The organism is Methylocystis sp. JR02 (genome assembly GCF_030063565.1).
GTDB lineage: Bacteria > Pseudomonadota > Alphaproteobacteria > Rhizobiales > Beijerinckiaceae > Methylocystis > Methylocystis iwaonis.
In genome coordinates this window covers 3,188,487-3,213,554 of sequence record NZ_JASIRC010000001.1, presented here as the reverse complement: position 1 = coordinate 3,213,554, position 25,068 = coordinate 3,188,487, and the positions used below count along the sequence as shown (strand labels likewise).

Sequence of the window (25,068 nt, the reverse complement as noted above, 5' to 3'; positions counted from 1 at the left end):
TGCGGCCCGAAGGCTAAGCAGAAGAAGGAAGAATTCGCCTTTTGCGGGGCGGCCCGGTTAACATGCGGCATGAAAACAAAAAAAGCCGCGAAGGACGTGGTCTCCGAGCCGTCGGCTAATCTCGCCGCTCTGCCGGCGCCGGTACGGGCGATCCGGGACAAGATATTGGCCGCGCTGGACAAGAACGACGTCGAGGCGCTGCGGATTCCGATAGACTGGAACGAGGTTCGGCCGCTCTTTGCAAAAAGCGGAACCTTCAAGGCGGGAACCGATCCGATCGAAATTTTGAAGGCGCTGTCTTTCGACAAAAAGGGACGCGAGACGATCGCCCTCGCGCGGGCCGTTTTCGCGCAGCCTTATGTGACGATCACGCGCGGTCCGGTGACGCTCTATGAGTGGCCGGCCTTCGCCAGTAGACCAACCCCGCCCGCCAATGAGGACGCGGCGCGCGAGCGCTGGGCCTGCGTGCGCTTCGCCGACCTCGCCCGCTCCAACGCCGAGGGCAGGCCGCGTCCGGCGCGCATCGCCATCGCGGCGGATGGCGTGTGGCATTATTTCTGGAGCGAGGACTAAAAAGCGCTCGGACATTTTCCGTTTGAATGGCTCGCGTTCACGCTTGTCATTCCCGACGGGCCAAAGGCCCGATCGGGAATCCAGAGCCAAAATAGCGCTGTTTTGCTCTGGATTCCCGATCGCTCGCTGCGCGAGCGTCGGGAATGACACCCGAACCAATCAAGCGGATCGGTATCATATCTCCCGCTTCTCCTCATGCGGTTTGGCGTGCGCGCGGCCTTTTTCTTCGGCGCGCTTCAGCTCCTCGGCCTCCTCGGTTTCGAGCGCATGTTCGGCGTCTTTCGCCGCCTGCTCGACCTTGCCGCTCTCGACGAATTTACGCTGCGCCTCATTATATTGCCTGGCGGCCGTGCGGTTGCCTTCGCCTTCGTTGCGCGGAGTCGTTTCATTCTGTTTGGTCATTGCCGTCTCCTTGCGAGAGAACAATGAGCTAGCGCCTGCGGCGCGAGCGGAAATAGCCGACGTTCGAAATGGCGGGGCCAAATCCTGTTCAAAAGCTGAAGGAACAACAAAACCGGGTTCGCGTTGCAGGGAGTGGCGTTGGGGCTTTGGCGGACAAGGACCCAGGAGAAGGCGATGAGGAACCTGAGTAAGACGTTTACCGCGGCGCTCGCGGCCACCATGCTGGTCGGCGCGCTTTCCGTCGCGACGCCCGCCGACGCGGCCTGGGGTCGCTGGGGCGGCGGCGGTTGGGGCCATGGCTTCGGTGGCTGGGGGCATGGCGGCTGGGGCCGTGGTTGGGGATATGGCGGCTGGGGTCGCGGCTGGGGCAGCGGCTGGGGATATGGCGGCGCGGCGGCGGCCGGCCTGCTCGGCGGTCTGGCGCTCGGCGCGGCGGCTTCCTCGCCCTATTACGGCGGCTACTACGGCTATGGCGGCTATCCCTACGGCTATTCCGCGGCTCCCTATTATCCGTCCACCTACGGCTACGGCGGCGGCTGCACCTGCTGGTGACGCGCGGCGAGCTGATCTAAGATCGCGGCCTGACACGCAAAAAATTGCAACCGCGCAGCAGCGCGGTTGCAGTCAGGATGATCGATGCTGAACGATCGGCGCCAGCGTTTCGCCGGCTTTGCGCTTCTCTTACCGTTACTTTCGTCGCCCGCCCTCGCGGGCTCGGTCGCTTCGTCGAATTGGATGGTTCCCAATAAGGACGTTGCGCTGCATTGCGCGCCGCTGCCTTACGAGATCCATTGCTCGATTTCGCGACTGGCGAACCCCGAATATAGCTCCCACTGCTTCTACGTCGGGCCCGACGGAAGCTCCTATCCGATGAAGCGCGACTATCGCTTCGGCTTTTACAACGGCATCGTGAGCATCAAGGTCCACGACGGACTGCGCATCTCCGGTCAGCTCACCGAGGAGAGGACCGGCCGGCGCGCGGTCTGTTCGGAATAAGCGCGGTGCGACTGCACTTCGAGCGTGAGGCATTTGGCGCCGCCGCCGGATTTCAGGAATTCCGATAGCGGCGTCACCACCGGTTGAAAGCCTGCCGCCGCAAGACGCCCCTGGAGGGAAGGCGAGCAGGCGTTCATGAAGACTCGGCCGCCCGCCTCGACGGCGTTGCAGGCGAAGCCCATGGCGTCGGCCTCGTCGACTTCGATCCGCCGATGCGCAGCAACGCGCGCCGCGATCTCCGCGCGCGACGCCTCATCGAAGGCTCCCGGATAATACATCAGCCATCCGCCGGAGAGCGGGCAGAGGCACGTGTCGAGGTGATAGAAGCGGGGATCGACCAGCTTCAACCCGACAGCCTCGCGGTCGAAGATGTCGGCCAAATGCTCCGCCGCCCGCGCATGCGAGCGCCAGCCATGCCCGCACCAGATCAGAGGCTGCGCACGATCGGGCAAAGCGTCTCCGGCGCCCTCGAAGGCGATGTCCTCGGGCCATGGCGCGATCGTGAAGCCGCGCGCTTCGAACCAATCTCGAAACAGATCTTCCTCGGGCCGCCGCTCCTTGGCGTGGAAGCGCGCGACCGCGACCGTGTCGCCGATCGCCAGCCCGGCGTTCGCCGTGAACACCATATCGGGCAGGCCCTCGGCGGGCGGGACGAAATCGAGCGCGACATTGGCGCCGAGATGACGGCGCAGATTGTCCCACTGCTCGCGCGCGCGTTTGAGATCGGCGCGGCCGATTTGGTTCTCCATCCATGGGTTGATGACGTAATCGACGCCGAAATGGTCGGGCGCGCACATCAGGATGCGCGCGCCGGGCTGCGCTGCCCGGAGGTGCGGCTCGTGCATGGTTTCGGCTTTGAGATGGACGTTCACGTCGAGGAGGCTCCTGGAGAGAGAGGGAAGTTAGTCGGAGAGATTCATCGGCTCGGGAAGCGCGTCGCCGCGCGCCTGCCCCGTTTCGAGAGGATGCAACAGAGAGAAGAGGTCTTTCGGATTCGCCGGCGCGGCCGTCAGCTCCAAACCAGCGCCAACGCCGGTTTCACGCGCGAGGTCGCGCAAGAGTCGCAGCGCCGAAAAATCCTCGACCGCGAAGCCGACGCTGTCGAAGATCGTGATGGCGTCTTTGGACGCCCTGCCCGGCTTGCGGCCGGCGAGAAGCTCGTGCAGCTCGACGGCCGGATGATCGGCGGGGAGCTGCTGCAGCTCGCCCTCGAGCCGCGTCTGCGGCGCATATTCGACATAGATGTCCGAGCGCAGGAGCAACTCGCGCGACAGTTCCGTCTTGCCGGGACAGTCGCCGCCGACGGCGTTGATATGCGTTCCGGGCGCAATCATGTCCTCGGACAGAATCGTGGCGCGCTTCTTATCGGCCGTGATTGTCGTGACGATATCCGCGCCGTGCGCCGCGTGACGCGCATTGTCGCAACGCGTTATGCCGAGACCAAACCCCGCGATGTTGGATTCGAACTTGTCGGCGGCCTCTTCGTCGACGTCGAAAATACGCAGCCGGTCGATGCCGAGAACCTCGTGGAAAGCCCAGGCCTGGAATTCCGATTGCGCGCCGAGGCCGATGAGCGCCATCGTGCGGCTCCCCGGCCGCGCCAGATGGCGCGCCGCCAGAACGGACGTCGCCGCCGTGCGAAAGGCGGTGGCGAGCGTCATATCCGACATGAAAACTGGATAGCCTGTTGCGACATCGGCCAGCGCCCCGAAGGCCACGACGGTCTGCAGGCAAAGCTGGGTGTTGCCGGGATGGCCATTGACGAATTTGAAGGCGAAAACCTCGCCGTCGCTCACCGGCATAAGCTCGATGACGCCGCCGGGCGAATGGCTGGCGAAGCGCGCGCATTTGTCGAAACGATCCCAGCGCAGGAAGTCGTCGCGAAGACCCTCGACCAGACGCTCCCAGAAACGGCGCGCGCCAACGCGGCGCACGATCTTGGCCACGTCTGAGGCGTTCAGAAAAGTGACCATACGCAAGCCTCCAACATCCTTGGCGTGCGCCTGATGTTAAAGACGGCCAGCGTCGATAAAAATCACAAACATATGCATAATTTCATAGATTATTTGGCAAATTGACATAACTATCTGGCAATTCGACAGGGATGCAGGCATGGACGATCTCGACCGCCGTTTGATCGCCGAGCTGAGGGCGGACGGCAGAGCCTCGCTGTCCGAGCTGGCGAAGCGGCTCGGCGTCTCGCGCGGCACGGTGCAGAACAGGCTCGACCGCTTGATCGAATCCGAGGTCATTCTGGGATTTACGGTGCGGTTGAAGAGCGTCGCAGACGACGACCGCATCCGCGCGATCATGATGATCGAGGTCGCCGGAAAGAGCACCCGCCGCGTCGTGCAAGCGCTCCGTGGCCTGCCTGAGATTCACGCGCTCTACAGCACCAATGGCGCTTATGATCTCATCGCGGAAATCGAGGTCGCCAATCTGGGGGAATTCGACAGGGTGCTGTCGACGGTAAGGTCAATCGAGGGTGTCGCGCGAAGCGAAACCAGTCTTCTTCTTGCGCCAGCGTGAGCGCAAGCGCGCCTGAAGGCGCGCGGTCCGGGCGCCGCATTGGACCGCGCGCCTTCAGGCGCGCTTCAGCTCGTCACAACGCCTGCTGAAACCGTATCGGCTTGCCACGCGACGGCGTCACCAGCTCACCCTCCCACATCACCCGCGCGCCGCGCACGAAAGTCCCAACGGGCCAGCCCGTGACTTCCGCGCCGTCGAAGGGCGTCCAGCAGGCGCGCGAAGCGATCCATTCATTGCGGATCACCTCACGCCGCTTCATGTCCACGACAGTGAAATCCGCGTCATAGCCTTTGGCGATGCGGCCTTTGCCGGCCATGCCGAAAACGCGCAGCGGGCCGGCGCTCGTCAAATCGACAAAGCGCGCAAGCGTCAGCTTGCCATTGTTCACGGCGTTGAGCAGCAGCGGCACGAGCGTCTGCACGCCTGTCATGCCCGAGGGGCTTTTCGGATAGGGCTGCGCCTTTTCTTCCAGTGTATGCGGCGCGTGGTCAGAGCCGATGACGTCGACGACGCCCTGCCGCAAGCCTTCCCACAGCGCGTCGCGGTGATGCGCCTCGCGCACCGGCGGATTCATCTGCGCCAGCGTGCCGATACGCTCATAGGCGCTGGCGTCGAGCGTGAGATGATTGGGCGTGACCTCCACGCTCGCCAGATCTTTGTGATGCGACAGAAGCTCGATCTCTTCCGCCGTCGTCACATGCAGCACATGGATCAGCGCGCGCTTCTCGCGTGCGATCTTCAACAGGCGCTGCGTTGAGCGCAGCGCGGTCTCGACGTCGCGCCAGACAGGATGCGAACGCGGATCGCCTTCGACGCGCAAATCCTTGCGCTCGTTCAAGCGATATTCGTCCTCGCTGTGGAAAGCCGCGCGCCGGCGCGTATGGGCGAGCACCTGCGCAATGCCCTCATCGTCCGCGACGAGGAGCGAACCCGTCGACGAGCCCATGAAAACCTTGACGCCAGCCGCGCCCGGCAGCCTTTCGAGCTCGGCGGCGTGCTTGGCGTTCTGATGCGTGCCGCCGACCCAGAAAGCGAAATCGCAATGCATGCGGTCTGTCCCGCGCGCGACCTTGTCCGCAAGCTCGGCTTCGCCCGTCGTGAGCGGCGTGGTGTTGGGCATTTCGAAAACGCCGGTCACGCCGCCGAGAACGGCGCTGCGCGACCCTGATTCGAGATCTTCCTTGTGCGAAAGGCCGGGCTCACGAAAATGCACCTGCGAATCGACGACGCCCGGAAGGATGTGAAGGCCCGTGCAATCGATCGTCTCGCCGGCGGAAGCGCGGGAGAGACCGCCGATCGCGGCAATCTTGCCGTCACGAAGCCCTACGTCCCGCAAGCCCTCGCCGTCCTGGTTGACGAGCGTGCCTCCAGATAGGATGACGTCGAATGTCTGCGGCATGAATGGCGCCCCGTTTGCAGCGATCCTGCCTAGATAAGCACAAGTCGCCGATGCGCCAAGTCAAATGCGCCAGTCGAATGCGCAAGCGAGCGTGCGATATGTCTTGCGCGCTCAAGCAACAGGAACGGAAAATGACCACAGCGATCCTGCTGACGGACCGCGGCGTCGTCGAGGTGAGCGGCGAAGACGCGGCCAAATTTCTTCACAATATCGTGACGAACGATGTGAAGTCCCTCGAGCCGGGCGACGCGCGCTTCGCCGCCCTGCTGACGCCGCAAGGTAAAATTCTCTTCGATTTTGTCGTCTTCGCGTTGGGAGAGGGACGTTTCCTACTCGATTGTCCGCTTTCGCTCGCGGACGATCTCGAGAAGCGGCTGAACCTGTACAAGCTGCGCGCGAAGATCACCGTGACGAATCTCAGCGACAGGCTGGAGGCCGTCGCTTTCCCGGAGGCGGCGGAGCGCCCGGAAGCGCCAGCGATCGCGCTTGCGCCGGACCCGCGCGCCGAGGCGCTCGGTTGGCGCGCGCTTGCGGAAAAAGGCAAGATCGCAGCCTCCGGTCCGCTCGCGGACTACGAGATGCGCCGCATCCGCGCCGGCGTGCCTCTGGGCGGCGTCGATTTCGACTATAGCGACGCTTTTCCGCATGAGGCCGATATGGACCTCTTCGCCGGCCTCGACTTCAAGAAGGGCTGCTATGTCGGCCAGGAGGTCGTCTCGCGCATGAAGCATCGCAATCTCGTGCGCAAGCGCGTGACGCAATATCGCGCCCCCGGCGGCGCGCCCAAGCCCGGAGAGTCGATTCGCGCCGGCGATGTCGAGATCGGCGTCACGGGCTCTGCGATTGGCGAAGAAGGCCTCGCCCTCATCCGTCTCGACCGCCTCGCCGACGCGAAAGAAAAAGGCGAGGCCCCGATGGCCGGCGGCATCGCGCTGGAATTCATCGAGAGAGGATAGCCTTAATCAATCGCCTCCCGACCCTGGGCGTCGGAAGGCGATCTCGAGCTTGACGACAACCGTTCCCTTTCCCCGTTGCGGGAGGGCTGGGGCGGGACCGTGGCGCGCGCCTTTCAAATCATTCGGTGAGGAGCGCGACGCCCTCCTTGCCGAGCAACCGGTGCACGTTCAGCAGGAGCTGAAGCACGACGCCGAAGACGCCCAGCGCCATCCAGCCGAAGAACACGAAGCCCCAATGGAGCGGCGCGACAAAGAGCTCCTCCATGAACCAGAACGTATGTCCCCATTCATTGAGACCGACATTCGGGATGATCATGAAGGGGCCGATCGAGACGATCAGATAGGCGAGCGAATAGCCCTTGGAAAAGTAAGGGATGCGCGTCCTCGCGTGGAAGAAGCAGCCGACCGCCAGGATCGAATAGATCGGGTAGCTCATATAGAACTCGATGATATGCGAGGGCGTGAAGTCGGTGTCGCGGATCACCGTCATATGCCAGGTGCCGTCCTGCTCGGTGAAGAAGGACGCGCCCCAGTAGATCGCCGCCGCATAGCAGACGAGCCATTTCACATTATCGACGACGGCGCGCATTTCCTGACGCGGCGTGACAAGCGACATATCGCGCACCCGGGTCTTCCAAAGATAGCCGGCGAGGCCAAGGCCCGCGATCAGCTCCAGCGGAATTTCCGACCAGAGGATCGACATCCAATAGGTCTGGAACTCGGGCGCGAATGAATCGAGGCCCGCGCGCCAGCCGAAGACTTGCTCATAGACGCGCACGATCAAATAGAAGCTGTTGAGCAGCCCCAATCCGATCCACATGCCTCTAAGATCCACGATCGGCTTTTCGGCCGCTGCGGCGCCTGCTGCAGTTTGTGTCGTTGCACTCATTTTTCTTCTCCATTGCGACCGGGAAACGACCGGCGTTTCCGGTGAGGAAGGAGGATAAAGAGCGCCTTACGCTTGCCAGCATGGCGAATTTGCCATTACTCTTGCAAAGTCAGACAGCGAATTTGCCACAAGACAGGCATTTTCCGCCAAGCAGGTCAGGCCATGGACATTGCCGTTCTCGGTTACGAAAATTGTTTGGGCCTCGGATTCATCGGCGCGGCCGATCTCCTGATGCTCAGCAGGCGTATGTTGAAGACGAAAGAGCGGCCGTCGCCCTATCGCGTCGTAACCGTCAGTCAGGACGGCGCGCCGATCTGCGACGGCTCGGGCCGGACACATGCGGTGGACGAGGCATTCGGGACGCTCGATTCATGCGCGGCCGTCATCGTCCCGCCCTTCTTCTGCGAGGGCGGCAATTCTCTGCCGCCGACGCCCGAGATCAGCGCCGCAGCCGCCTGGCTGAGGCGCCAGCACGCTTTGGGCGCGATTGTCGCCGCCGCCTGCAACGGCGTCTTCCTGCTCGGCGAGGCGGGCCTGCTCGACGGGCGCCGCTGCACGACGACCTGGTGGCGGCACGATGAATTGAAAGCGCGCTATCCCCGCGCCGACGCGGCGCGCGGCGCGTCGCTGATCGAAGATCAACGCGTGGTGACCGCCGGCGGCCCGCTCTCATGGATCGATCTTTCTCTCCATCTCATTCGCGCGCTTGTCGGCGATGAAGCCGCAAAAACGGCGGCGGACTTCACCGTCGTCGACGCGGCGCCGTCGACCCAGGCGATCTACATCCCGCCCGGCCATGTCTCGGCGTCTAATCCCTTCATCCTGCAAGCCGAACATATTGTGCGGCAAGCGGGCGACTCGCCACTGACATCCGTGCAATTGGCGCAGGCGCTCGGCGTCTCGGATCGGACGCTGCATCGGCGCCTCAAGGAATTTACCGGCGAGACGCCCAAAAGCTTTCTCGACCGCGTGCGCTTCGAGACGGCGCGCATGCTGCTGGAGACGACTCAGAGTTCGGTGAAACAGCTCGCCAGCGCGTCGGGCTATGCGGACGAAACGAGCTTCCGGCGCGCGTTCCGGCGCTATGCCGGAATGACGCCGGGGGCCTACCGTAGCTGGTCTCTCGCAAGGCGCGGCGTGAAGGCGTAGAGGACACGCCCCCCGCCTCATACGGATCAGCGGCTTGCAAGCTCACGACGAACTGAGGGTGTCGTCGGCCTCGCCGTTGGCGCACGGCCCTTGAAGACGAATCTTTCGCGGGCAAGGTGATAAGAAGGATCGGGCCCGAAGAAATTGATCCGCATCCGCGCGAGTTCCTCCGCGCGATAGGCCGCGAGCTGCTTCACCCGCTCATCCTTCACGCGCTTTTCATGCTTCTCACGCAGCAGATTCCAAAAATCCATGCGAGACGCGAGATTGGCCGCCCGTTCCGTAACTTCGCGCTCGAAGGTTTCGGCATTTCCGCTGAAAACATTGTCGACGAAGCCGATCGCCTTCGCCTCCCGCGTCCCCATCGGCCGGCAGCCATCCATCACTTCATGCGCGCGTTCGGCGCCGACGCGTCTGGGGAGAAGATAGGTCCAATATTCGGAGCCGTAGAGCCCGCCCATGCTCTTGTAATGCGGATTGAGGACGACGCCCTCGCGCGCGAAGATGCGATCTGCGGCGAGCGCCACAATCGCGCCGCCCGCGCCGGCGTTCCCGCACATCGACGCGACGACGATATGCGACATGGTGCTGACGATCTCATAAACGAGATCGTCGATGGCGTTGATGTTTCGCCACGATTCGAGCGCTGGGTCCTCGGCCGCTTCGATGACGTTCAAATGGATGCCGTTGGAGAAATAGTCCTTGCCGCCGTGCAGCACGATCACGCGCGTCGGCCGGCTGCGCGCGAGAAGGAAGGCGTCGCGCAGACGATAGCATTGCTCCGTGCTCATCGCGCCATTGTAAAAGTCAAAATGGATATGCCCGACGCCGTCGCGCTCGACGTAGCGGATATCGCGATAGGTCCGGTAATCGACCTCCTCCTCCATGGACAGCGCGGATTCCGGCGCGCCGCGCAGCAACGGACCGAGTATGTCTGCAGCCGGCAGCTTGATCCCCGAAACCGGGCAGAACTGCTCATTGCAGTAATCGCATCCCTGTTCCGCGAAGCGGCAATTTGCGTCGTGCGCGTCGCTCTTGAGCTTGAGGTGCGTAATCCAGACCGCGCCGTCGACCGTCGCCCGACAGATTGCGCCATTGCGCTTGGCGATGATCGTTCCCGGCGGCCCCTTCAGCCTGTCTTCGTAATGCGCGCCGTAGAGAAACACCGGCAGGCCGAACAGCTCGTCCAAAACGCCAGGCGCGCTATCGGCGGCGCGAATTTTACGCACAACGTCGTCTGTCTGGTCGCGCGTCCAGTCGATGGCGCGATCCTTCTGCATCATGCTCGGGCGCAGCCGGCCCTGCGTGAGCGGGCAGTCATAATCGAGCGGCCAGGGCTTAAAGCCGCCAGATTCGAATTTCTCGGTCGCCTCCAGCACCCCTCGCACGGCCGCTTCCGTCACCTCGTTGCGATAAAGGCTGCCCTTGGCGTCGGCGACCTCCGGCAGGTGGAATTCATGGCTCGCCCAGATCGGCCCCGCGTCCATTTCCGCCGCCGCCTGCAGCACTGTCACCCCCCAGCGCCTCTCGCCGTCCATAATCGCCCAGTCGAGCGAAGACGGCCCGCGATCGCCCATGATTCCCGGATGCACGATCAAGCAGACGCGCTGCGTCCAAATCTCCTCCGGCACGGCCGCCTTCAACATGGGCGCGATGATGAGGTCGGGGTCTTGGGCCTCGACCGCGTTGAGCATCGCCGCGCCGCTGTCGGCGATGGTCACCGCGACTTTGTGGCCGCGCTGCGTCAGCTCGATCAAAAGGCGCTGACTGAGACTGTTATGCGCCGTCGTCAGGAACAAGATTTTCATGGGAAGCCTCTCCTATTGTAGGAAAGTCGATTGGAAGCGCTCTCGATATTCATTCGGGCCGACGGCGAGATTCCGCTTGAAGGCGCGCCGCATGCGCTCGATCGTCGTAAAGCCGCAGATTTCCGCAATGGTCTGAAGGGGGAGGCTGGTCTGTTCGAGCCGGCAGCGCGCGGCCTCGACACGGGCGTATTCGACAAAGCGCGCGGGCGTCATGCCCGTCTCCGCGCGAAACCGCCGGGCGAAGTTGCGCGGGCTCATCGCAAGCTGCTCGGCGAGCCGCTCGACCGTGAGATTTTCGCTCGAATTGCCGAGGATCCATGATTTCAGCTCGGCGATGTCCCGGCAGTTTCCCGTCTCCGCCTGAAGGAAAGGGCTGAATTGCGCCTGTCCTCCGGGTCGGCGCAGGAAAACGACCATCATGCCCGCCACCATGCGCGGGACTTCCCGGCCGAGATCTTCTTCGATCAGCATGAGCGCCAGATCGATTCCGGCTGTAATGCCGCCGGAGGTGTAGACGCCGCCGTCACGCACGAAGATGCGGTTTGCCTCCACGCAAAGAGAGGGATAGGCCGCCGCGAGCTGATCGCACCAGAGCCAGTGGGTCGTCACCTTGCGATTATTGAGAAGCCCGGCTTTGGCGAGGAGGAAAGCGCCCGTGCAAATCGAGGCGAGACGCCGCACGCCACCCGATATGCCCTTGATCCAGTCTATGAGGCTCTCGTCTTCGCAAGCGGCGAAGGCGCCCTCGCCGCCAGCGACGAGCAGCGTGTCGAGACCCGTGGGAATTTCGCTACAATCGTGGGTCGCTCTGAGTTCGAGGCCGCATTTGGCTCTGACGAGCCCCTTCGTCTGTGCGATGACGACGCATTCATAGCCCGGCTCGCTCGCCCGCTCGCAGCCGAGGGCGCGGTCGGCGTAATAGAAAACGTCAAGCGGGCCGCAAAGATCGATAATTTCAAAGTCAGGATAGATCAGAATGCCTATTTTTCGGTTCCGTCGGATATCCGAACGAACCGGCTCAGGCCATAGAGCGCCACGGAGATCGAATGGAGGCTCAACGCTTGTCATACAAATACTTTCCGGCCTGACGCGGACGCGCACAATGACAAAATCGCGATAAATTCTGCCACAGCGCTACTGTGGCTCAATTATCCATCCGGATGAGGCGGGCGGGCAAAAGGCTCCGATCGGCGTTGAAAAAACAAAGCCTTCCGACCTGTTGGGCGGAAGGCTGGGATTTCTCGCGCTCTAGCTGAGTTTAGCGGTGGATGGCGTCCAGCGCGATATCCAGGGCGCGGACCACGCCAATGTTAGCGAGGATGACGCCGAGGACCGCGAGCGCGGCGATTGTCGCGTCCCGCAAGGAAATCTCGTGCACCCTGAACTCCTGCCTGTCCATATCGCCCACCCAATGAAGAGAACTCCGCCTACGCCTCTTGTTTGAAACTTATGCGACAGAGGTTAAAACCATCTGGACGCTTGCGCGTCGCGAGCCGCTTTCGTTTCGCCGCAAAGACCGATAAGTTCGCGCCCGCGCCTGCCGCTGGCGGGATTCTCCGCTTTTATAGAGCGCCGGGAATCGAGCGGTAGAGCCACAGAAATTTCGAGGGAAGGACCACTAGTGAGCGCTAGCGAAAACACCGGCCGCGTCACGGCCAGCGTCAACACTCTCGCGGGCGAGATCGTCGACCGTCTCGTCGCCGGCGCCGAGCGCTATCGCGTTTCGGTGTCGCGCGGCAGCCTCGGCGAATTGCTGATCGACGCGGGCGCCAAGGCCGCGGGCGGCGTCGACGCCGGCCTGCTGCTCACGGAAATCTGCATGGGCGGTCTGGGCAAGGTCACGCTCTCCCATGCGCCCGGCGCCGCGAAATGGCCGTTCTGGCTCACCGTCTCCAGCAATGATCCGGTCGTCGCCTGCCTCGCCAGCCAATATGCCGGCTGGAGCCTGCAACACGACAAATTCTTCGCCCTGGGCTCGGGCCCGGGCCGCGCCCAGGCGCGCGTCGAGAAGCTCTTCGAGGAGCTTTCCTATAAGGATCGCGCCGACCGCGTGACGATCGTGCTGGAATCGGCCGCGCCGCCGCCCAAGGAAGTCGTCGAGAAGGTCGCGGCGAAATCCGAGGTTTCCCCCGACAAGGTCGCCTTCGTCTACGCGCCCACGCAGTCGCTCGCCGGCAGCGTCCAGGTCGTGGGCCGCGTGCTCGAAGTGGCGCTGCACAAGGCGCATGAGCTGCATTTCCCGCTGGAGAACATCGTCGACGGCATCGCGACCGCGCCGCTCTCGCCGCCCCATCCCGATTTCATCCAGGCGATGGGCCGCACCAATGACGCCATCATCTACGCCGGCCGCGCGCATCTCTTCGTGAAGGGGCCCGCGGCGGCGGCCAAGGAGCTCGCGGAAAAGCTGCCGAGCAGCACTTCGCGCGACTACGGCCAGCCTTTCGCGGAAATCTTCAAGGCCTATAAGGGCGACTTCTACAAGATCGACGGCAGCCTGTTCTCGCCGGCCGAAGCGCTGGTGACGGCGGTCGAGACCGGCGAAACCTTCCGCGCCGGCAAGATCGACGAGGCGCTGCTCGACAAGTCGTTCGGCGGCTAAACGGGTTATACGGACCGTCATGGCCGGGCTTGTCCCGGCCATCCACGCCGAGGGATACGGCGAACCTCGGGATGCGCCGTCCGACAGGTGAGTTTACGCCAGGCCGCCAACACTCTCCACACGCTCTCGCATCTGTGCGGCGTGGATGGCCGGGACAAGCCCGGCCATGACGAGGGTGTGAAGCGCGCGGGTGGGTTGAAAAAAAACGTGACAACAGGCTGCCCCACCCCCTCCCCTGCGCCTTCGGAGCCCAACCTCCCCCGCGTCGCCGTCTTCACCGACAAGCTCGACTGGCATGTCGAGCACACGCTTGCAGCTTTCCGCGCATTGGGGGCGACGCCGGTCGCCGTGCGGCTTTCCGCCTGCCGGATCGATTCGGCCCGCCCACACGGCCTCGCCATACCCGGCTTTCACGCGCTTCCCGACCTCGTCGTCGTGCGCGCCATCGGCGACGGCTCGCTCGAGGCGATCACCATGCGGCTCGGCGTGCTGCATGCGCTGGAAGCCTTGGGCGTTCCGCTCGTAAACAGCGCTCGGTCGATCGAGCGCTGCACCGACAAAAGCATGGCGAGCTTTCTGCTCGCGCGCGCCGGCGTCCCGGCGCCCGAGACCTTCGCGACGCAATCCCTGGCGCAGGCCCGTGAGATCGCCCGGCGGGAATGCGGCAGCGGCGTCCTTGTCATGAAGCCGCTTTTCGGCGCCCAAGGCTGGGGCCTGCGGCTCGTGGAAAAGGAAAGCGACATTCCTTCGCTCGAGGATGCCCGGGGCGTCTATTATCTGCAGCGCTTCGTCGGCCCCCACCGCCCGCCTTACGAAGACATGCGTATTCTCGTTTCACGCGGCGAGGCAGTTGCGGCGATGAAACGTCGTTCGAGTCATTGGATCACCAATGTGCGCCAGGGAGCAAAGCCCGTCGCAGCGGAGCCGACGCGCGAAGAGCGCGACATGGCGCTTGCAGCGTCGGAGGCCATGGGAACGATCGTCGCCGGCGTCGATCTCATCACGAGCGCGCAAGGGCGGCCCATGGTTTTGGAAGTCAACAGCATGCCGGGCTGGAGCGGCCTGCAACGCATCACGCCCTTCTCCATCGCCGAGCGGCTGGCGGCTGACGCGCTTTCCCTCCTTCCCGCTCGCCGCAATGCGGTGAGCGCGTTAGGATGAGCGACGCAGCGGCGCTCTCGCAGGCCGCCCAGTTCGATGATAAACCTCCGAGGCGGCCTCGTCCTTCGAGACGCGAGCGTCGCTCGCTCCTCAGGATGAGGCCTAAGTGTTTGGCAAGCCCCTCATGCTGAGGAGCCTGCGCAGCAGGCGTCTCGAAGCACGAGGGGCGTCACCGCCACTCTGTCGGCAATCTGAGCGACGCTCTCGGACGCCTCCCCTCGGGTAAGCATATCATTCGCAACGTGACAGCCCCCCTCGCCCCAATCAACGCCGCGGTCGCCCAAGCCTTCGTCGCGGCCTGCGAGGCGGAGCTTGCCGCGCCCAAGCCCGGCAATGTGCATCACTTTGCGCCGGGCCACGGCATGGAGGCGCGGGACTTCATCGAGAGCGCCCGCGCGGCTGCGCCTTTCATCGCCGCGCCCGGCGCGAGCGTCGGCCAACGCATCCTCGGCGCGGTCGAGGCCACCTGGGCGGCGGTCGCTCAAAACACCAATCTCGGCATCATCCTGCTCTGCGCGCCGCTCGCCCATGCCGTGCTGACCGCCGAATCGCCCGACCTTCGGCGCGAGACTGCGCGCGTGCTGGCGGCGCTCGACGTCGCCGACGCCGACGCTGCGTTCCGCGCCATCAGCCGCGCCAATCCCGCGGGCCTCGGCGCGGCGAAAGAGCATGACGTCTCCGGCCCGGCGCGCACATCGCTTCTGGAGGCCATGCGCGCGAGCGCCGACCGCGACCGCATTGGCTACCAATACGCCAATGATTTCGTCGATATTTTCGAGACAGGGCTCGACGCGCTGCAGCGCGCCCGCGCGCGCGGCCATGACGCGCCGCGCGCAACGCTCGAAACATATCTGGCGTTTCTTGCCGCTTTCCCCGACAGCCACATCGTCCGCAAGTATGGAATTGAAAAAGCGCGCGCCGTTCGTGAGGACGCCACATGCGCAGCCGCACGCATCGAAAGCGCCCCGCAGCGCGACGAAGCCTTCGCATTGGCGCTCGATTTCGACCAGAACCTTAAGAAAAACAAAATCAATCCGGGCACGAGCGCAGACCTGACGGTAGGCGTTCTTTTCGCCGATTCGCTTCCCGCCATCTTGGCAAAAGCCCACAAAAATGGTTGAGTCCGCGCCGCGCGGGGTGGTCTCGCGGCTATCCGGCTAACCGGTCGGGCGATTAGGCCGACGTCGAAAACGAAGGATAGAGGCGGTCGCGGCGCGCAGCGCGCGAACGCTTGGGGGAAGCTGAAAGGGAACGCACAAATGGCGAAGATCAACAAGATGCTGGTGGGCGAGTCGCTCGTCGGCGAAGGCAACGAAGTCGCTCACATCGACCTGATCATGGGCCCGCGCGGCTCGGCCGCTGAGCTCGCTTTCGCGAACGCTCTCGTCAACAACAAGGACGGCTTCACGACCCTTCTCGCGGTTGTCGCGCCGAACCTGCTCTGCAAGCCCAACACGATCCTCTTCAACAAGGTCACCATCAAGGGCGCCAAGCAGGCCGTCCAGATGTTCGGCCCGGCTCAGCACGGCGTCGCCAAGGCCGTCGCCGATGCGGTCGCCGAAGGCATCATCCCGGTCGAGGAAGCTGACGACCTCTTCATCTCCGTCGGCGTGTTCATCCACTGGGACGCCAACGACGACAAGAAGATCCAGGACTACAACTATCAGGCCACCAAGGAAGCCATCGCCCGCGCCGTCGCCGGCGAGCCGAAGGCCGCCGAAGTCGTCGCCAAGCGCAACGACGCCAAGCACCCCTTCGCTCCGAACTGAGTTCGGAACGCCTGAGCGTTTTCGATCCGAAAACGCTCGAGCCAGCGAGATAATCAGGGGAGCCGGAGCCGGCTCCCCTTTCTGCCGAACACGATACGCGCCGCGGTCAAATCCGGCGTTCAACGGACAATCGGGCTCCGCGCGGGCGCGCAATAAACAAGCCGCTGGACGCGAATGGCGCCGGGAGGGATGAACATGGCTTCTTTCTTTGAAAAGATTCTGGGCGCGCTGTTTCCGAAGCCGGCGACGGGCTTCGCGGGCTCCAGCAGCGCCAAGATGGGCGTCGGCGAATCGCTCGTCGGCGAGGGCAATGAGGTCGCCCATATCGACCTGATCATGGGTCCGCGCGGCTCGGCGGCGGAGAAGGCGTTCGCCAACGGCCTCGTGAACAACAAGGACGGCTTCACGACGCTGCTCGCGGTCATCGCCCCGAACCTGCTCGTCAAGCCCTACACCATGATGTTCAACAAGGTGACGATCAAGAACGCCAAGCAGGCCGTGCAGATGTTCGGCCCCGCGCAGCATGGCGTCGCCAAGGCTGTTGCGGACTCGGTCGCCGAAGGCGTCATTCCGCTCGACAAGGCTGAAGACCTGTTCATCTGCGTCGGCGTCTTCATCCACTGGGAAGCCAACGACGACCAGAAGATACAGGACTTCAACTATCAGGCCACGAAGGAAGCCATCGCTCGCGCGATGAAGGGCGACCCGAAGGCCTCGCGCGTCGTCCAGGAGCGCGTCACCGCCAAGCATCCTTTCGCCGCCAACTAAGCGCGAAAGTTTTTGCAATCAGGGGAGCCCGTTGCGGCTCCCCTTTTTTATTTTGCCGAAATTCGAGAGAGGTCCGCCCGGCTCAGGCGGCCGTCGTGCAGAGCGGTGGCGACCAGCGCGCCGGCGGCGCCGGCCTCTTTCAGGGCGACGAGATCGTCGATCCCGCGCGCGCCACCCGCAGCGGAGATGTTTTTTCCTTTGGCCCGCGACAGAATTTCATTGAGGCGGCCGAGGTCCGGCCCCTGACCCGCGCCGACGCGCGCAAGCGTCATGACGATCACCTCCGCAGGCCACAGGTCGGCGTCACGCAGGATTTCCGCGTCGCCAAGGAAGCCTTGTGCAGAGAAATCCAACGAGAGCGCGAAACGCGCATTGTTTCTAACGGCGCGCAGTTCGCCCGCGTCTTTCAGGCTTTCGCTGCCGATGACGATATCTACATTGTGTTGGGCGAACCAACGCTCGGCGTCAGCGCGCCGCTCGATCCCCGCATCGACCCAGAAACGCGCGTCGGGAAAGGCGCCGGCGATGCGCGTGATGAGCGGATAATTATCGTTCCGGCCTTCGATCGCATCGAGATCGGCGATATAGAATGTGCGAAACGGATGGAGCGAGGCGAGACCGCGCGCGACATCGAGTGGCGCGCTCGTTTGCGCGAGCGGCGTCTGCAACGGCTGATATTCGGAACGTCGACCCGCGACGGCGCGCACGGCGACGCCATTGCGAATATCGATGACGGGGATGACCTGCATGAGGCATTATAGGCGCATGCTGATGAGAAGACACCTCGCGCTTGCCTTGACGGCCCAACTCCTCCTCGCCACCTCGGCAATCGCGCAATCCGCGCAGAGCGACTGGCCCTGTAAGCAGGTGCGCGTTCCCGAGATCGCGCTGGGCGGCGTTTGGACCGGCCCGTCCATCGAGACAGAGCGAAAGAGCTGGCGCGATGACGCTGCGATCGCTGACCTCGTCGCGCGCATCGCCGCCCGCCGCACGCCGATCGAGGAAGCTGAAAAGCTCATCGGCGAATTCTCGAAAAGCGCCGGCGATCATCGCAAGGAACGTCTGACGATGCTCTTTGCCGGTCTCTATGAGCGTATGAACGACGAGCGCCGCGACGTCGTGAACGGTCTCGACCGCTTCGGGCGCCGTCTCAAGGAGATGGCCGAGAAGACTCGCGAAGAGACGCAGGCCTTTTATGACTTGCAGGGCAAGAAGCCGCCGCTCGACGCCGAGTCGATGAGGAAGGCGGCCGAGACGCTACAATGGCGCCTTCGGCTTTTCGAGGAGCAGCGCAAGATGGCGAGCTATGTCTGTGAAAGCCCAGCGCTGATCGAGCAGCGTTTCGGCGAGGTGGCGCGCAAGATTTTGGCGGAGATGGCGTAGCGAAGCTATACGATTTCCGTTCGAACAGCTCGCATTATGGCTTGTCATTCCCGGCGGGCTGAAAGCCCGACCGGGAATCCAGAGCCCCAAATACGCATGGTTTTGCTCTGGATTCCCGATCGCTCGCTTTGCGAGCGTCGGGAATGACACCGAACCAATCAAGCGGACCTGTATTGAACGCTACTCGCGCGGCTCAGGCTTGCGTTCTTCGAGCGGATGCTTTTCCGCGGCCCAGCCATCCGTGCCTTGCGGATACCAGACGACATTGGAATAGCCGAGCGACATGGCGCGCTTGGCGGCGTTCCAGGACATCCAGCAATTGGTGAGGCAATAGAAGACCAGCGCCTTCTTTTTGTCCTGCCCCGTCGCCTTGGCGAGGCCCTTTTCGAAATAGGCCTGCGTCGCGTCCGAGAGCGCGCCAAAGCCGGTGTCGGGCAGCCAAATGCTGCCGGGAATATCGAGACGCGGCTGCTCGCGCCACACGGCCTTTTTCGGCAAGCCCTCGGGCTTTGGCGCATGCGGCAGCGCATCGACGAAGACCGCCGCCTTGGCGCGCCACAAGTCGAAAGCCTTCGCAGTGTCGACGACGACCGCGCCTTTCAGCGTCGCAGGCACGGGCGCGCGATAGGCGTCGAGCCGGTAGCCTTCGGGCTCTGGCGGCGGCGCCGGAGTTTCCGCCCGCGCAGCGCCGCCAAAGGCGGCAATGAGCGAGGCGACGGCGAGCCGCCTCATTGCGCTTTCCTCAGCGGCTGACCGGCTTCGTCGAGCATGGGCACGCCATAATCGGCCAGGATCTTTTCGATCTCGGCCTTGTTCTGGCCAATGAGATTATTGAGTTCGCGCTTCCAGTTCTGGTCTGAGTTGCGCACGCCAAATCCAATGCGAAAAGCCATGCGTACGCCGGGGGTTTCCGGGAGCAGCGTCACATCGAGCTTTGCGCTCGATTGCTTCGCATAATAGCCGGCGATCGGCCCCCAGAGCAACGCCACGTCGATGTCGCCCGTCTCGAGATCGTGGATCATCGTCGCGCTCGACGATTCGACACGCGTGTCGACCATCAGCGGATAGGGCTTCACGAGGCCGATCATGCCGTTCTTGGCGAGGACATTGCCGGGCGGCGTATTGGCAACGAGGCCGATGCGGCCTTTCTTTTCCTTCAGACGCGGATCGTCGAGATTCTGTATCCCGTCGAGATCAGAACCGGCGCGCGTCACCATGGCGTAGGTCGTGCGGTAATAAGGGTTCGTCGGCTGCACGAGATCATTGCCCTGCGGCATGCCGAGAATGACGTCGCACAGATGCGCGTTCAGCGTATTGCGCACGAAACCCGTTGCGCCGGGATAGAAGGCGTAGGCGAGTTCCTTATGGAGCTTTGCCGCCAGGAACTCGGCGATCTTGTTCTCGAAACCTTCGCCCTTCTCGTTGGAGAAGGGCAGATTATTCGGGTCGGCGCAGACGCGAAGCGTTTTGGGATCGATGAGCTCGATCCCGCCGGCGTTGTCGGAGCCCTTGGCGCCCGCATCCGGGCCCATATGCTGCGCAAAGCCAGACGCCGCCGCGAACAAAATCGCGGCGGCGCCGGCTGAGGACAGGAGCGCGGCGAGGCCGCGCTGACATGCCTGCGAGACGATCATGTGATCGGCCTCTCTGTAACGCGCCTTACTTGGCGGCCATGCAGTCGGCTTCGGCCTTTTTGAAGGCCTCCGGCGCCGGCTCTTTCTTCTCCGGGCGGCCAGGCTGGACGGCGCCCGTCGACAGCGCGCGGAGATAGACGTAAAGGTCGTCGATGTAGCAGACGGCGTTCTTATTGTCGGCGAAAGCCGGCATGACGCTGTTGCCGTTCTGACGGCCGCCGATGACGATGCCCGCGAATTCGGCGTAGTTGAAGCGCTTCACCGACTCCTTCAACGCCGGGGCGTAGGTCGAGCCGCCGCCGTTCGGGCCGTGACAGACGTGGCATTCGGCGTGATAGCGGCGATAGCCGGAGAAAGTGTACCAATCGACTGCGCCATCGGCGCCGACGTTATAGGTGGGATCGCCTTTCGCGTCGAAATATTTGCCGTTCTCGGATTTGACGGCTTTGGGATCTCCGGGGGCCTCGGCCATGGCGGAGGTTCCCACAAACATCATGACGCCCAGGGCGACAGCCCCGGCAATCGACGATCTCATCACACACTCTCCTGGTCGGTTCTTCATTCACTCGTAAACGACAGCGCTCGGCGAGGCCCTTATTGCCAGGGTTCGCCGAGCGCCGGTTTTCTATCTTACGCTCTGCTTAGTTCGGCAGGGCGAAGACGGTCAGCACGCCGCCGAGGGCGGTGTAGTTGGCGAGCGAGGCGTAGTTGCCCACCGCGCCGAGACCTTCGTTCGACTTCGACAGACCGGCCGCGAGGCCGATGCCCGCCCAGCCGCCGACGCCCGACAGAACCGCCACATATTGCTTGCCGGCGGATTCATAGGTGATCACATTGCCGATGATGCCCGACGGGGTCTTATACTTGTAGAGCTCCTTGCCGGTCTTCGTGTCGACCGCCTTCAGATAGCCCTCCAGCGTGCCGTAGAAGGTCACGCCGCCGTCCGTCGACACAGCGCCCGACCAGGCCGAGAACTGCTCCTTGTTCGACCAGACGATCTTACCCGTCCGCGCGTCCCAGGCGATGAAGTTGCCGGTGTGGTTCGTGCCGTCGCCCAGCACCTTGCCGGCCGGGAACATTTCCAGCGTCGCGCCGACATAGGGCTGGCCCGCCGTGTAGGACACGCGGAACGGCTCATAGTCCATGCAGACGTGGTTCGTCGGCACCATGAACAGGCCCGTCGCCGGATCGAAAGAAGCCGGCTGTTCGTCCTTCGAGCCGAGAGCGGCCGGGCAGACGTTCTGGGTGTTCGTGTCCTCGCCATTGTGCTGCGTCGAATATTTGTCGACGACCAGCGGACGGCCATAGGTCTTGGACGACTTGTCCATATCGACCTTCGTCGCCCAGTTCACAGCCGGATCATACTTCTCGGCGACGAGCAGGTCGCCATTGGTGCGATCGAGCGTATAGGCGAAGCCGTTACGGTCGAAGTGGACGAGCGTCTTGACCTTCTTGCCGGCGCCGAAGTCCTGGTCGGCCAGGATCATCTCGTTGATGCCGTCATAGTCCCACTCGTCGTGGGGGGTCATCTGGTAGAGCCACTTCACCTTGCCGGTGTCGAGGTCGCGCGCCCAGATGGTCATCGACCAGCGGTTGTCGCCCGGACGCTGGTTCGGGTTCCAGGTCGAGGGGTTGCCGGAGCCGTAGTAGACGAGGTTCAGCTCGGGGTCGTAGCTATACCAGCCCCAGGTGGTGCCGCCGCCCGTCTGCCACTGGTCGCCCTGCCAGGTGTTGATGCCGGAGTCCTTGCCGACCGGCTGGCCGAGATGGGTGGTCTTCTCGGCGTCGATCAGCGTATCGGCGTCGGGGCCCATGGAGTAGCCGCGCCACGCCTGCTTGCCGGTCTTGATGTCGTAAGCGGTGATGTGGCCGCGCACGCCGAACTCGCCGCCGGCGATGCCGACGAACACCTTGTCCTTGAAGACATGCGGCGCGGCGGTCGAGGTCTGGCCCTTCGACGGATCGCCGTTCTTCACCGACCAGACGAGCTTGCCGGTCTTGGCGTCGAGCGCGATCAGCGTGGTGTCGGCCTGAGCGAGGAAGATCTTGCCGTCGCCGTAAGCGAGGCCGCGGTTGACCGTGTCGCAGCACATGACCGGAACGACCGCCGGATCCTGCTTGGGCTCATATTTCCAGAGGATCTGGTGCGCCGGATCCTTGGCGTCGAGCGCATAGACGATGTTCGGGAACGGCGTGTGCAGATACATCACGTCGGTCGTGATGGTCTTGCCAGAGCTGTCGGTGACCGACACATTGTTGAGAACGAGCGGCGCGCCTTCGTGGCCGCGCAGAACGCCCGTCGAGAACTGCCAAGCCGGCGCAAGCTTGCCGACGTTGTCAGCGGTGATCTGCTTGAGGCCCGAATGGCGGAGATTGGCGTAGTCGCCGGTCGGAGAGACCCACTGCTTGGGGTCTTTCGACAAGGTCAGCAATTCGTCGTCGGCTTTCGCAGCGCCGACTGAAAACAGCGCAAGAACACCAACTGAAGTCGACAACAACAGCTTATGCATGAGCATTTCCTCCTGAGACGCCGAGGCGCGCCTTACCGTTGCGCCGCCGCCGACGTCACGCCTCTTTGGGCGCCTCGACATTGGGAAGGCGTTTTCCGTCTTGCTCCCGGGCCGCTTGGGCAAAAAATTGCCTGCAGCGCCGGGATGCTTCCGGTTCCCGTCCGGAAGGCATCTTCTAACTCGGAAACGGCGGGATAATATGTCGCGTGCGGCTGAATCGCAATCGCAAAAAACGGAGGCGTGAGCGTGGCGCCTTGTGGCGCTGAAGCTCCGTAATAAATCAATATGTTGCCATCTCTTCTCGCTCTTCTCGCCATGTGTCTCGGGGTTTTTTGCGCCCCCGCTCTCGCGCGCGACGCGGCGCCTTTCGGGCTCGATGAGATCGCGCCCGGCGTCTATGCCCATCAGGGCGAAACGTCCCTGATGACCCGGGAAAATTTCGGCGGCATCGCCAATCTCGGCGCTATCGTCGGGGATGACTCTGTCGCCGTGATCGACACGGGCGGGAGCCTCGTTCAGGGCAAAGCCTTCCTTGCCGCGCTGCGCGAGAAGACGCAAAAGCCGATCCGCTATGTCATCAATACGCATGCGCATCCTGACCATGTCTTCGGCAATGGGGCCTTCGTCCTGCCGGGCGTGACATTCGTGGGCCACAAGAATCTGCCGCGCGCCCTCGCCGCCCGCGGCGAGCACTATCTCGCCTCCTTCCGCCAGATCATGGGCGACGCGCTCGACGGGGTGACGATCGTTGCGCCGACGATGCTCGTCTCGGAGACGACGACGCTCGATCTCGGCGGCCGGGAGATCGTTCTACAGGCGTGGAAAACGGCGCATAGCGAGGCGGATTTGACCGCGCTCGACACGAAGAGCGGCACGCTCTTCGCCGGCGATCTGCTGTTCCTGCAGCATGTGCCGGTGGTCGACGGCAGCCTGCTGGGCTTTCTGGACGTCGCCGACCGTCTGGCGGGAATCAAAGCCGAGCGCGTCGTGCCGGGGCATGGCCTCGAGGTCGCGCCCTGGCCCAAGGCGCTCGACGACGAACGCGCTTATCTCTCGCGGCTGACCGCCGATCTGCGCGCCGCGATCAAGAAGGGCGAAAGCGTCAAGGACGCCGCGAAGGATGCCGGAAGCGAGGAACGCGGCAAATGGCGCCTTTTCGACGATTATAACGCCCGAAACGCCACGGCCGGCTTTGCGGAGCTGGAGTGGGAGGGGCCGTGACTTTGTCTCACGCTCAGGCTCCAAGCTGCGCTAAGCTCGCGCGAGAGTTTTGGAGGATTCCCATGTCAACCGCCCGCACGGCGCTCGCCGCCGCAATGCTTGCCGCCGCCCTCGCCTCTTCGGCGTTGGCGCAGTCCAACGCGCCCGACCCATGGCCGGGGCTCGTCACGGACATTTTCCACAGCCGCGAGATCGCCATGGCTGACGGCGCCGTTTCGCTCGAGGCGCCCAAGCGCGCGGAGGACGCGGCGATCGTGCCGATGACCTTGCGCTTCCCGGAGCCGGCCAAAGTAAAGACCGCGACGCTCGTCATCGATCAGAACCCCATGCCCATGGCCGCGAGCTTTACCTTCGGCGAGAAGGCCGGCGTCGACGCCATCGAGACGCGCGTGCGGGTGAACAGCTACACCAATGTCCACGCCGTGGCCGAGACGCGCGACGGCAAGCTTCATTCGGAAGTGAAATTTGTGAAGGCCTCGGGCGGATGTTCGGCCCCCGCCGGCAAGGACCCCGACGAGGCGCTCGCCAATATGGGCAAGATGAAATATCGCGAATTGAAGAGCGCGGTCGCGAGCAAGCGCGAGGCGCAAATCATGATTCGCCACCCGAATAATTCCGGCCTGCAGATGGACCCGATCACGCGCGCCTATACGCCGGCGCATTACATCGACGCCGTCGAGGTCTGGCAGGGCGACGATCTGATCTTCAAGATGGAGGGCGGGATTTCGCTTTCGGAAGACCCGAATTTCCGTTTCACCTATGCGCCCAACGGCGCCAGGACGCTGCGCGTGATCGCGCATGACAATATGGGCGGAGAGTTCAAGGGCGAATGGCCGATCGCCGACGCCTCGTGAGGGACAGGGAGCGCTTGCCGCTCCCTCAGACTGCCGACAGAGTGCCGATAACGCCCCTCGTGCTTCGAGACGCCTGCTGCGCAGGCTCCTCAGCATGAGGAGCTTCTGCTACTTGGTCAAACACTTAGGCCTCATCCTGAGGAGCGAGCGACGCTCGCGTTTCGAAGGACGAGGCCGCCTCGGAGGTTTGCCAACAGACTGAGGGAGCGCTCCGTCTCCGGCCCAACCTCAGCCGAAAATCGTCACGGCTGCGCAGAAGGCGAGCGGCAGCGTCGCCAAAGCGCAAAGCGCCGTCACGCAGGCCAGTTTCTCGAATTCGGGCGCCTCGTCGCGCATTCTTCTCACCAACGCCATCTTACTCGCTCCCAAGCAACGCTTATCGCGCGCTCGTTGACGTTGGCGCGCCGATGTTAACGCGCATCGACGTAGATTCGTTGCAATTATAACGTCGTAGCGGCATTTCCAATG

General features: G+C 63.5%; 27 protein-coding genes. 14 read left to right on the top strand and 13 right to left on the bottom strand.

Going from position 1 to position 25,068, the window contains the following annotated elements; genetic code table 11:
- Positions 1–69: 69 nt before the first annotated feature.
- Entirely contained in the window at positions 70–573 is a 504-nt protein-coding gene (locus QNA11_RS15305) for a hypothetical protein (protein WP_283483695.1), read from the top strand.
- Positions 574–747: 174 nt separating this feature from the next.
- On the opposite strand, the gene QNA11_RS15300 is transcribed toward QNA11_RS15305, so the two are convergent.
- Entirely contained in the window at positions 748–975 is a 228-nt protein-coding gene (locus QNA11_RS15300) for a hypothetical protein (protein ID WP_281929542.1), read from the bottom strand.
- A 174-nt stretch (positions 976–1,149) separates the two neighbouring features.
- Between QNA11_RS15300 and QNA11_RS15295 the strand changes: the two genes are divergently transcribed.
- Together QNA11_RS15295 and QNA11_RS15290 are read left to right on the top strand one after the other, a co-directional pair.
- Positions 1,150–1,527, top strand: a complete 378-nt coding sequence (locus QNA11_RS15295) for a hypothetical protein (RefSeq protein ID WP_283483694.1) — start codon at positions 1,150–1,152, stop codon at positions 1,525–1,527.
- 84 nt (positions 1,528–1,611) lie between these two features.
- Positions 1,612–1,971, top strand: coding sequence for a hypothetical protein (locus QNA11_RS15290; RefSeq protein ID WP_283483693.1), 360 nt, complete (start codon positions 1,612–1,614; stop codon positions 1,969–1,971).
- On the opposite strand, the gene QNA11_RS15285 is transcribed toward QNA11_RS15290, so the two are convergent.
- Together QNA11_RS15285 and ocd are read right to left on the bottom strand one after the other, a co-directional pair.
- A complete protein-coding gene (locus QNA11_RS15285) occupies positions 1,923–2,843 on the bottom strand; it encodes a dimethylarginine dimethylaminohydrolase family protein (RefSeq protein WP_349362202.1) in 921 nt (306 codons plus the stop codon). The genes QNA11_RS15290 and QNA11_RS15285 overlap by 49 nt on opposite strands.
- A 30-nt stretch (positions 2,844–2,873) precedes the next feature.
- Positions 2,874–3,944, bottom strand: coding sequence for an ornithine cyclodeaminase (gene ocd / locus QNA11_RS15280; protein WP_283484223.1), 1,071 nt, complete (start codon positions 3,942–3,944; stop codon positions 2,874–2,876).
- 139 nt (positions 3,945–4,083) lie between these two features.
- Between ocd and QNA11_RS15275 the strand changes: the two genes are divergently transcribed.
- Positions 4,084–4,500 carry an Lrp/AsnC family transcriptional regulator gene (locus QNA11_RS15275; RefSeq protein WP_281929551.1) on the top strand — a complete coding sequence of 139 codons (417 nt, stop codon included), beginning with the start codon at positions 4,084–4,086 and terminating at the stop codon, positions 4,498–4,500.
- Between the two features lie 73 nt (positions 4,501–4,573).
- Here QNA11_RS15275 and QNA11_RS15270 read toward each other — a convergent pair whose 3' ends face one another.
- Positions 4,574–5,899 (bottom strand): dihydroorotase, encoded by a 1,326-nt coding sequence (locus QNA11_RS15270; protein ID WP_283483692.1) that lies wholly within the window; start codon positions 5,897–5,899, stop codon positions 4,574–4,576.
- A gap of 131 nt (positions 5,900–6,030) precedes the next feature.
- Here QNA11_RS15270 and ygfZ point away from each other — a divergent pair, with 131 nt between their 5' ends.
- Positions 6,031–6,855, top strand: a complete 825-nt coding sequence (gene ygfZ, locus QNA11_RS15265; RefSeq protein WP_283483691.1) for a CAF17-like 4Fe-4S cluster assembly/insertion protein YgfZ — start codon at positions 6,031–6,033, stop codon at positions 6,853–6,855.
- Between the two features lie 118 nt (positions 6,856–6,973).
- Here ygfZ and amoC read toward each other — a convergent pair whose 3' ends face one another.
- Positions 6,974–7,744, bottom strand: a complete 771-nt coding sequence (gene amoC, locus QNA11_RS15260; protein WP_202071102.1) for a bacterial ammonia monooxygenase, subunit AmoC — start codon at positions 7,742–7,744, stop codon at positions 6,974–6,976.
- Between the two features lie 162 nt (positions 7,745–7,906).
- Here amoC and QNA11_RS15255 point away from each other — a divergent pair, with 162 nt between their 5' ends.
- Entirely contained in the window at positions 7,907–8,893 is a 987-nt protein-coding gene (locus tag QNA11_RS15255; RefSeq protein ID WP_283483690.1) for a GlxA family transcriptional regulator, read from the top strand.
- Positions 8,894–8,919: 26 nt separating this feature from the next.
- On the opposite strand, the gene QNA11_RS15250 is transcribed toward QNA11_RS15255, so the two are convergent.
- Together QNA11_RS15250 and QNA11_RS15245 are read right to left on the bottom strand one after the other, a co-directional pair.
- Entirely contained in the window at positions 8,920–10,701 is a 1,782-nt protein-coding gene (locus QNA11_RS15250) for a hydrogenase maturation protein (protein WP_283483689.1), read from the bottom strand.
- Between the two features lie 12 nt (positions 10,702–10,713).
- Positions 10,714–11,769, bottom strand: a complete 1,056-nt coding sequence (locus QNA11_RS15245) for a GlxA family transcriptional regulator (protein WP_202071099.1) — start codon at positions 11,767–11,769, stop codon at positions 10,714–10,716.
- 553 nt (positions 11,770–12,322) lie between these two features.
- On the opposite strand from QNA11_RS15245, the gene mch reads away from it, so the two are divergent.
- From mch to fae (QNA11_RS15220), 5 genes are all read left to right on the top strand, one after another.
- Positions 12,323–13,300, top strand: a complete 978-nt coding sequence (gene mch / locus QNA11_RS15240) for a methenyltetrahydromethanopterin cyclohydrolase (protein WP_283483688.1) — start codon at positions 12,323–12,325, stop codon at positions 13,298–13,300.
- 87 nt (positions 13,301–13,387) lie between these two features.
- Positions 13,388–14,461 carry a RimK family alpha-L-glutamate ligase gene (locus QNA11_RS15235; RefSeq protein ID WP_283483687.1) on the top strand — a complete coding sequence of 358 codons (1,074 nt, stop codon included), beginning with the start codon at positions 13,388–13,390 and terminating at the stop codon, positions 14,459–14,461.
- A gap of 242 nt (positions 14,462–14,703) precedes the next feature.
- Positions 14,704–15,582, top strand: coding sequence for a triphosphoribosyl-dephospho-CoA synthase (locus QNA11_RS15230; RefSeq protein ID WP_283483686.1), 879 nt, complete (start codon positions 14,704–14,706; stop codon positions 15,580–15,582).
- A gap of 138 nt (positions 15,583–15,720) precedes the next feature.
- Positions 15,721–16,230, top strand: coding sequence for a formaldehyde-activating enzyme (fae, locus tag QNA11_RS15225; RefSeq protein ID WP_165054956.1), 510 nt, complete (start codon positions 15,721–15,723; stop codon positions 16,228–16,230).
- A 195-nt stretch (positions 16,231–16,425) separates the two neighbouring features.
- Positions 16,426–16,998, top strand: a complete 573-nt coding sequence (gene fae / locus QNA11_RS15220) for a formaldehyde-activating enzyme (protein WP_165054957.1) — start codon at positions 16,426–16,428, stop codon at positions 16,996–16,998.
- 47 nt (positions 16,999–17,045) lie between these two features.
- Here fae (QNA11_RS15220) and QNA11_RS15215 read toward each other — a convergent pair whose 3' ends face one another.
- On the bottom strand, positions 17,046–17,747 hold the full coding sequence (locus QNA11_RS15215; RefSeq protein WP_283483685.1) for a HisA/HisF-related TIM barrel protein: 702 nt from the start codon (positions 17,745–17,747) through the stop codon (positions 17,046–17,048).
- A gap of 22 nt (positions 17,748–17,769) precedes the next feature.
- Here QNA11_RS15215 and QNA11_RS15210 point away from each other — a divergent pair, with 22 nt between their 5' ends.
- Positions 17,770–18,381, top strand: coding sequence for a hypothetical protein (locus tag QNA11_RS15210; protein ID WP_283483684.1), 612 nt, complete (start codon positions 17,770–17,772; stop codon positions 18,379–18,381).
- 180 nt (positions 18,382–18,561) lie between these two features.
- Here QNA11_RS15210 and QNA11_RS15205 read toward each other — a convergent pair whose 3' ends face one another.
- The 4 genes from QNA11_RS15205 to QNA11_RS15190 all read right to left on the bottom strand — a co-directional run bounded on the left by QNA11_RS15205 (position 18,562) and on the right by QNA11_RS15190 (position 22,525).
- Positions 18,562–19,113, bottom strand: a complete 552-nt coding sequence (locus QNA11_RS15205; RefSeq protein ID WP_283483683.1) for a PQQ-dependent catabolism-associated CXXCW motif protein — start codon at positions 19,111–19,113, stop codon at positions 18,562–18,564.
- The gene (locus QNA11_RS15200; protein ID WP_502867536.1) at positions 19,110–20,015 is read right to left on the bottom strand and encodes a substrate-binding domain-containing protein; all 906 of its coding nucleotides are present in this window, start codon (positions 20,013–20,015) and stop codon (positions 19,110–19,112) included. The genes QNA11_RS15205 and QNA11_RS15200 overlap by 4 nt, the downstream gene beginning before the upstream one ends.
- A gap of 25 nt (positions 20,016–20,040) precedes the next feature.
- Positions 20,041–20,508, bottom strand: coding sequence for a c-type cytochrome, methanol metabolism-related (locus QNA11_RS15195; RefSeq protein WP_165054980.1), 468 nt, complete (start codon positions 20,506–20,508; stop codon positions 20,041–20,043).
- A gap of 148 nt (positions 20,509–20,656) precedes the next feature.
- Positions 20,657–22,525: a methanol/ethanol family PQQ-dependent dehydrogenase gene (locus QNA11_RS15190; protein WP_283483682.1), complete on the bottom strand. Its 1,869-nt coding sequence runs from the start codon at positions 22,523–22,525 to the stop codon at positions 20,657–20,659.
- Between the two features lie 285 nt (positions 22,526–22,810).
- Between QNA11_RS15190 and QNA11_RS15185 the strand changes: the two genes are divergently transcribed.
- Together QNA11_RS15185 and QNA11_RS15180 are read left to right on the top strand one after the other, a co-directional pair.
- Positions 22,811–23,746: a quinoprotein relay system zinc metallohydrolase 2 gene (locus tag QNA11_RS15185; RefSeq protein ID WP_502867535.1), complete on the top strand. Its 936-nt coding sequence runs from the start codon at positions 22,811–22,813 to the stop codon at positions 23,744–23,746.
- A 62-nt stretch (positions 23,747–23,808) separates the two neighbouring features.
- Complete coding sequence (locus tag QNA11_RS15180) at positions 23,809–24,600, top strand: quinoprotein dehydrogenase-associated SoxYZ-like carrier (protein ID WP_283483681.1); 792 nt, start codon at positions 23,809–23,811, stop codon at positions 24,598–24,600.
- 228 nt (positions 24,601–24,828) lie between these two features.
- Here the strand turns inward: QNA11_RS15180 and QNA11_RS15175 are convergent, their stop codons facing one another.
- Entirely contained in the window at positions 24,829–24,954 is a 126-nt protein-coding gene (locus tag QNA11_RS15175; protein WP_255537152.1) for a hypothetical protein, read from the bottom strand.
- Between the last annotated feature and the right edge of the window lie 114 nt (positions 24,955–25,068).

Excerpts from the sequence above, each read along its gene's own strand:
- QNA11_RS15305 (WP_283483695.1), top strand. The coding sequence starts at position 70 with ATGAAAACAAAAAAAGCCGCGAAGGACGTGGTCTCCGAGCCGTCGGCT.
- QNA11_RS15300 (WP_281929542.1), bottom strand. The coding sequence starts at position 975 with ATGACCAAACAGAATGAAACGACTCCGCGCAACGAAGGCGAAGGCAAC.
- QNA11_RS15295 (WP_283483694.1), top strand. The coding sequence starts at position 1,150 with ATGAGGAACCTGAGTAAGACGTTTACCGCGGCGCTCGCGGCCACCATG.
- QNA11_RS15290 (WP_283483693.1), top strand. The coding sequence starts at position 1,612 with ATGCTGAACGATCGGCGCCAGCGTTTCGCCGGCTTTGCGCTTCTCTTA.
- ocd (WP_283484223.1), bottom strand. The coding sequence starts at position 3,944 with ATGGTCACTTTTCTGAACGCCTCAGACGTGGCCAAGATCGTGCGCCGC.
- QNA11_RS15275 (WP_281929551.1), top strand. The coding sequence starts at position 4,084 with ATGGACGATCTCGACCGCCGTTTGATCGCCGAGCTGAGGGCGGACGGC.
- QNA11_RS15270 (WP_283483692.1), bottom strand. The coding sequence starts at position 5,899 with ATGCCGCAGACATTCGACGTCATCCTATCTGGAGGCACGCTCGTCAAC.
- ygfZ (WP_283483691.1), top strand. The coding sequence starts at position 6,031 with ATGACCACAGCGATCCTGCTGACGGACCGCGGCGTCGTCGAGGTGAGC.
- amoC (WP_202071102.1), bottom strand. The coding sequence starts at position 7,744 with ATGAGTGCAACGACACAAACTGCAGCAGGCGCCGCAGCGGCCGAAAAG.
- QNA11_RS15255 (WP_283483690.1), top strand. The coding sequence starts at position 7,907 with ATGGACATTGCCGTTCTCGGTTACGAAAATTGTTTGGGCCTCGGATTC.
- QNA11_RS15250 (WP_283483689.1), bottom strand. The coding sequence starts at position 10,701 with ATGAAAATCTTGTTCCTGACGACGGCGCATAACAGTCTCAGTCAGCGC.
- QNA11_RS15245 (WP_202071099.1), bottom strand. The coding sequence starts at position 11,769 with ATGACAAGCGTTGAGCCTCCATTCGATCTCCGTGGCGCTCTATGGCCT.
- fae (WP_165054956.1), top strand. The coding sequence starts at position 15,721 with ATGGCGAAGATCAACAAGATGCTGGTGGGCGAGTCGCTCGTCGGCGAA.
- fae (WP_165054957.1), top strand. The coding sequence starts at position 16,426 with ATGGCTTCTTTCTTTGAAAAGATTCTGGGCGCGCTGTTTCCGAAGCCG.
- QNA11_RS15215 (WP_283483685.1), bottom strand. The coding sequence starts at position 17,747 with ATGCAGGTCATCCCCGTCATCGATATTCGCAATGGCGTCGCCGTGCGC.
- QNA11_RS15210 (WP_283483684.1), top strand. The coding sequence starts at position 17,770 with ATGAGAAGACACCTCGCGCTTGCCTTGACGGCCCAACTCCTCCTCGCC.
- QNA11_RS15205 (WP_283483683.1), bottom strand. The coding sequence starts at position 19,113 with ATGAGGCGGCTCGCCGTCGCCTCGCTCATTGCCGCCTTTGGCGGCGCT.
- QNA11_RS15200 (WP_502867536.1), bottom strand. The coding sequence starts at position 20,015 with ATGATCGTCTCGCAGGCATGTCAGCGCGGCCTCGCCGCGCTCCTGTCC.
- QNA11_RS15195 (WP_165054980.1), bottom strand. The coding sequence starts at position 20,508 with ATGTTTGTGGGAACCTCCGCCATGGCCGAGGCCCCCGGAGATCCCAAA.
- QNA11_RS15190 (WP_283483682.1), bottom strand. The coding sequence starts at position 22,525 with ATGCATAAGCTGTTGTTGTCGACTTCAGTTGGTGTTCTTGCGCTGTTT.
- QNA11_RS15185 (WP_502867535.1), top strand. The coding sequence starts at position 22,811 with ATGTTGCCATCTCTTCTCGCTCTTCTCGCCATGTGTCTCGGGGTTTTT.
- QNA11_RS15180 (WP_283483681.1), top strand. The coding sequence starts at position 23,809 with ATGTCAACCGCCCGCACGGCGCTCGCCGCCGCAATGCTTGCCGCCGCC.
- QNA11_RS15175 (WP_255537152.1), bottom strand. The coding sequence starts at position 24,954 with ATGGCGTTGGTGAGAAGAATGCGCGACGAGGCGCCCGAATTCGAGAAA.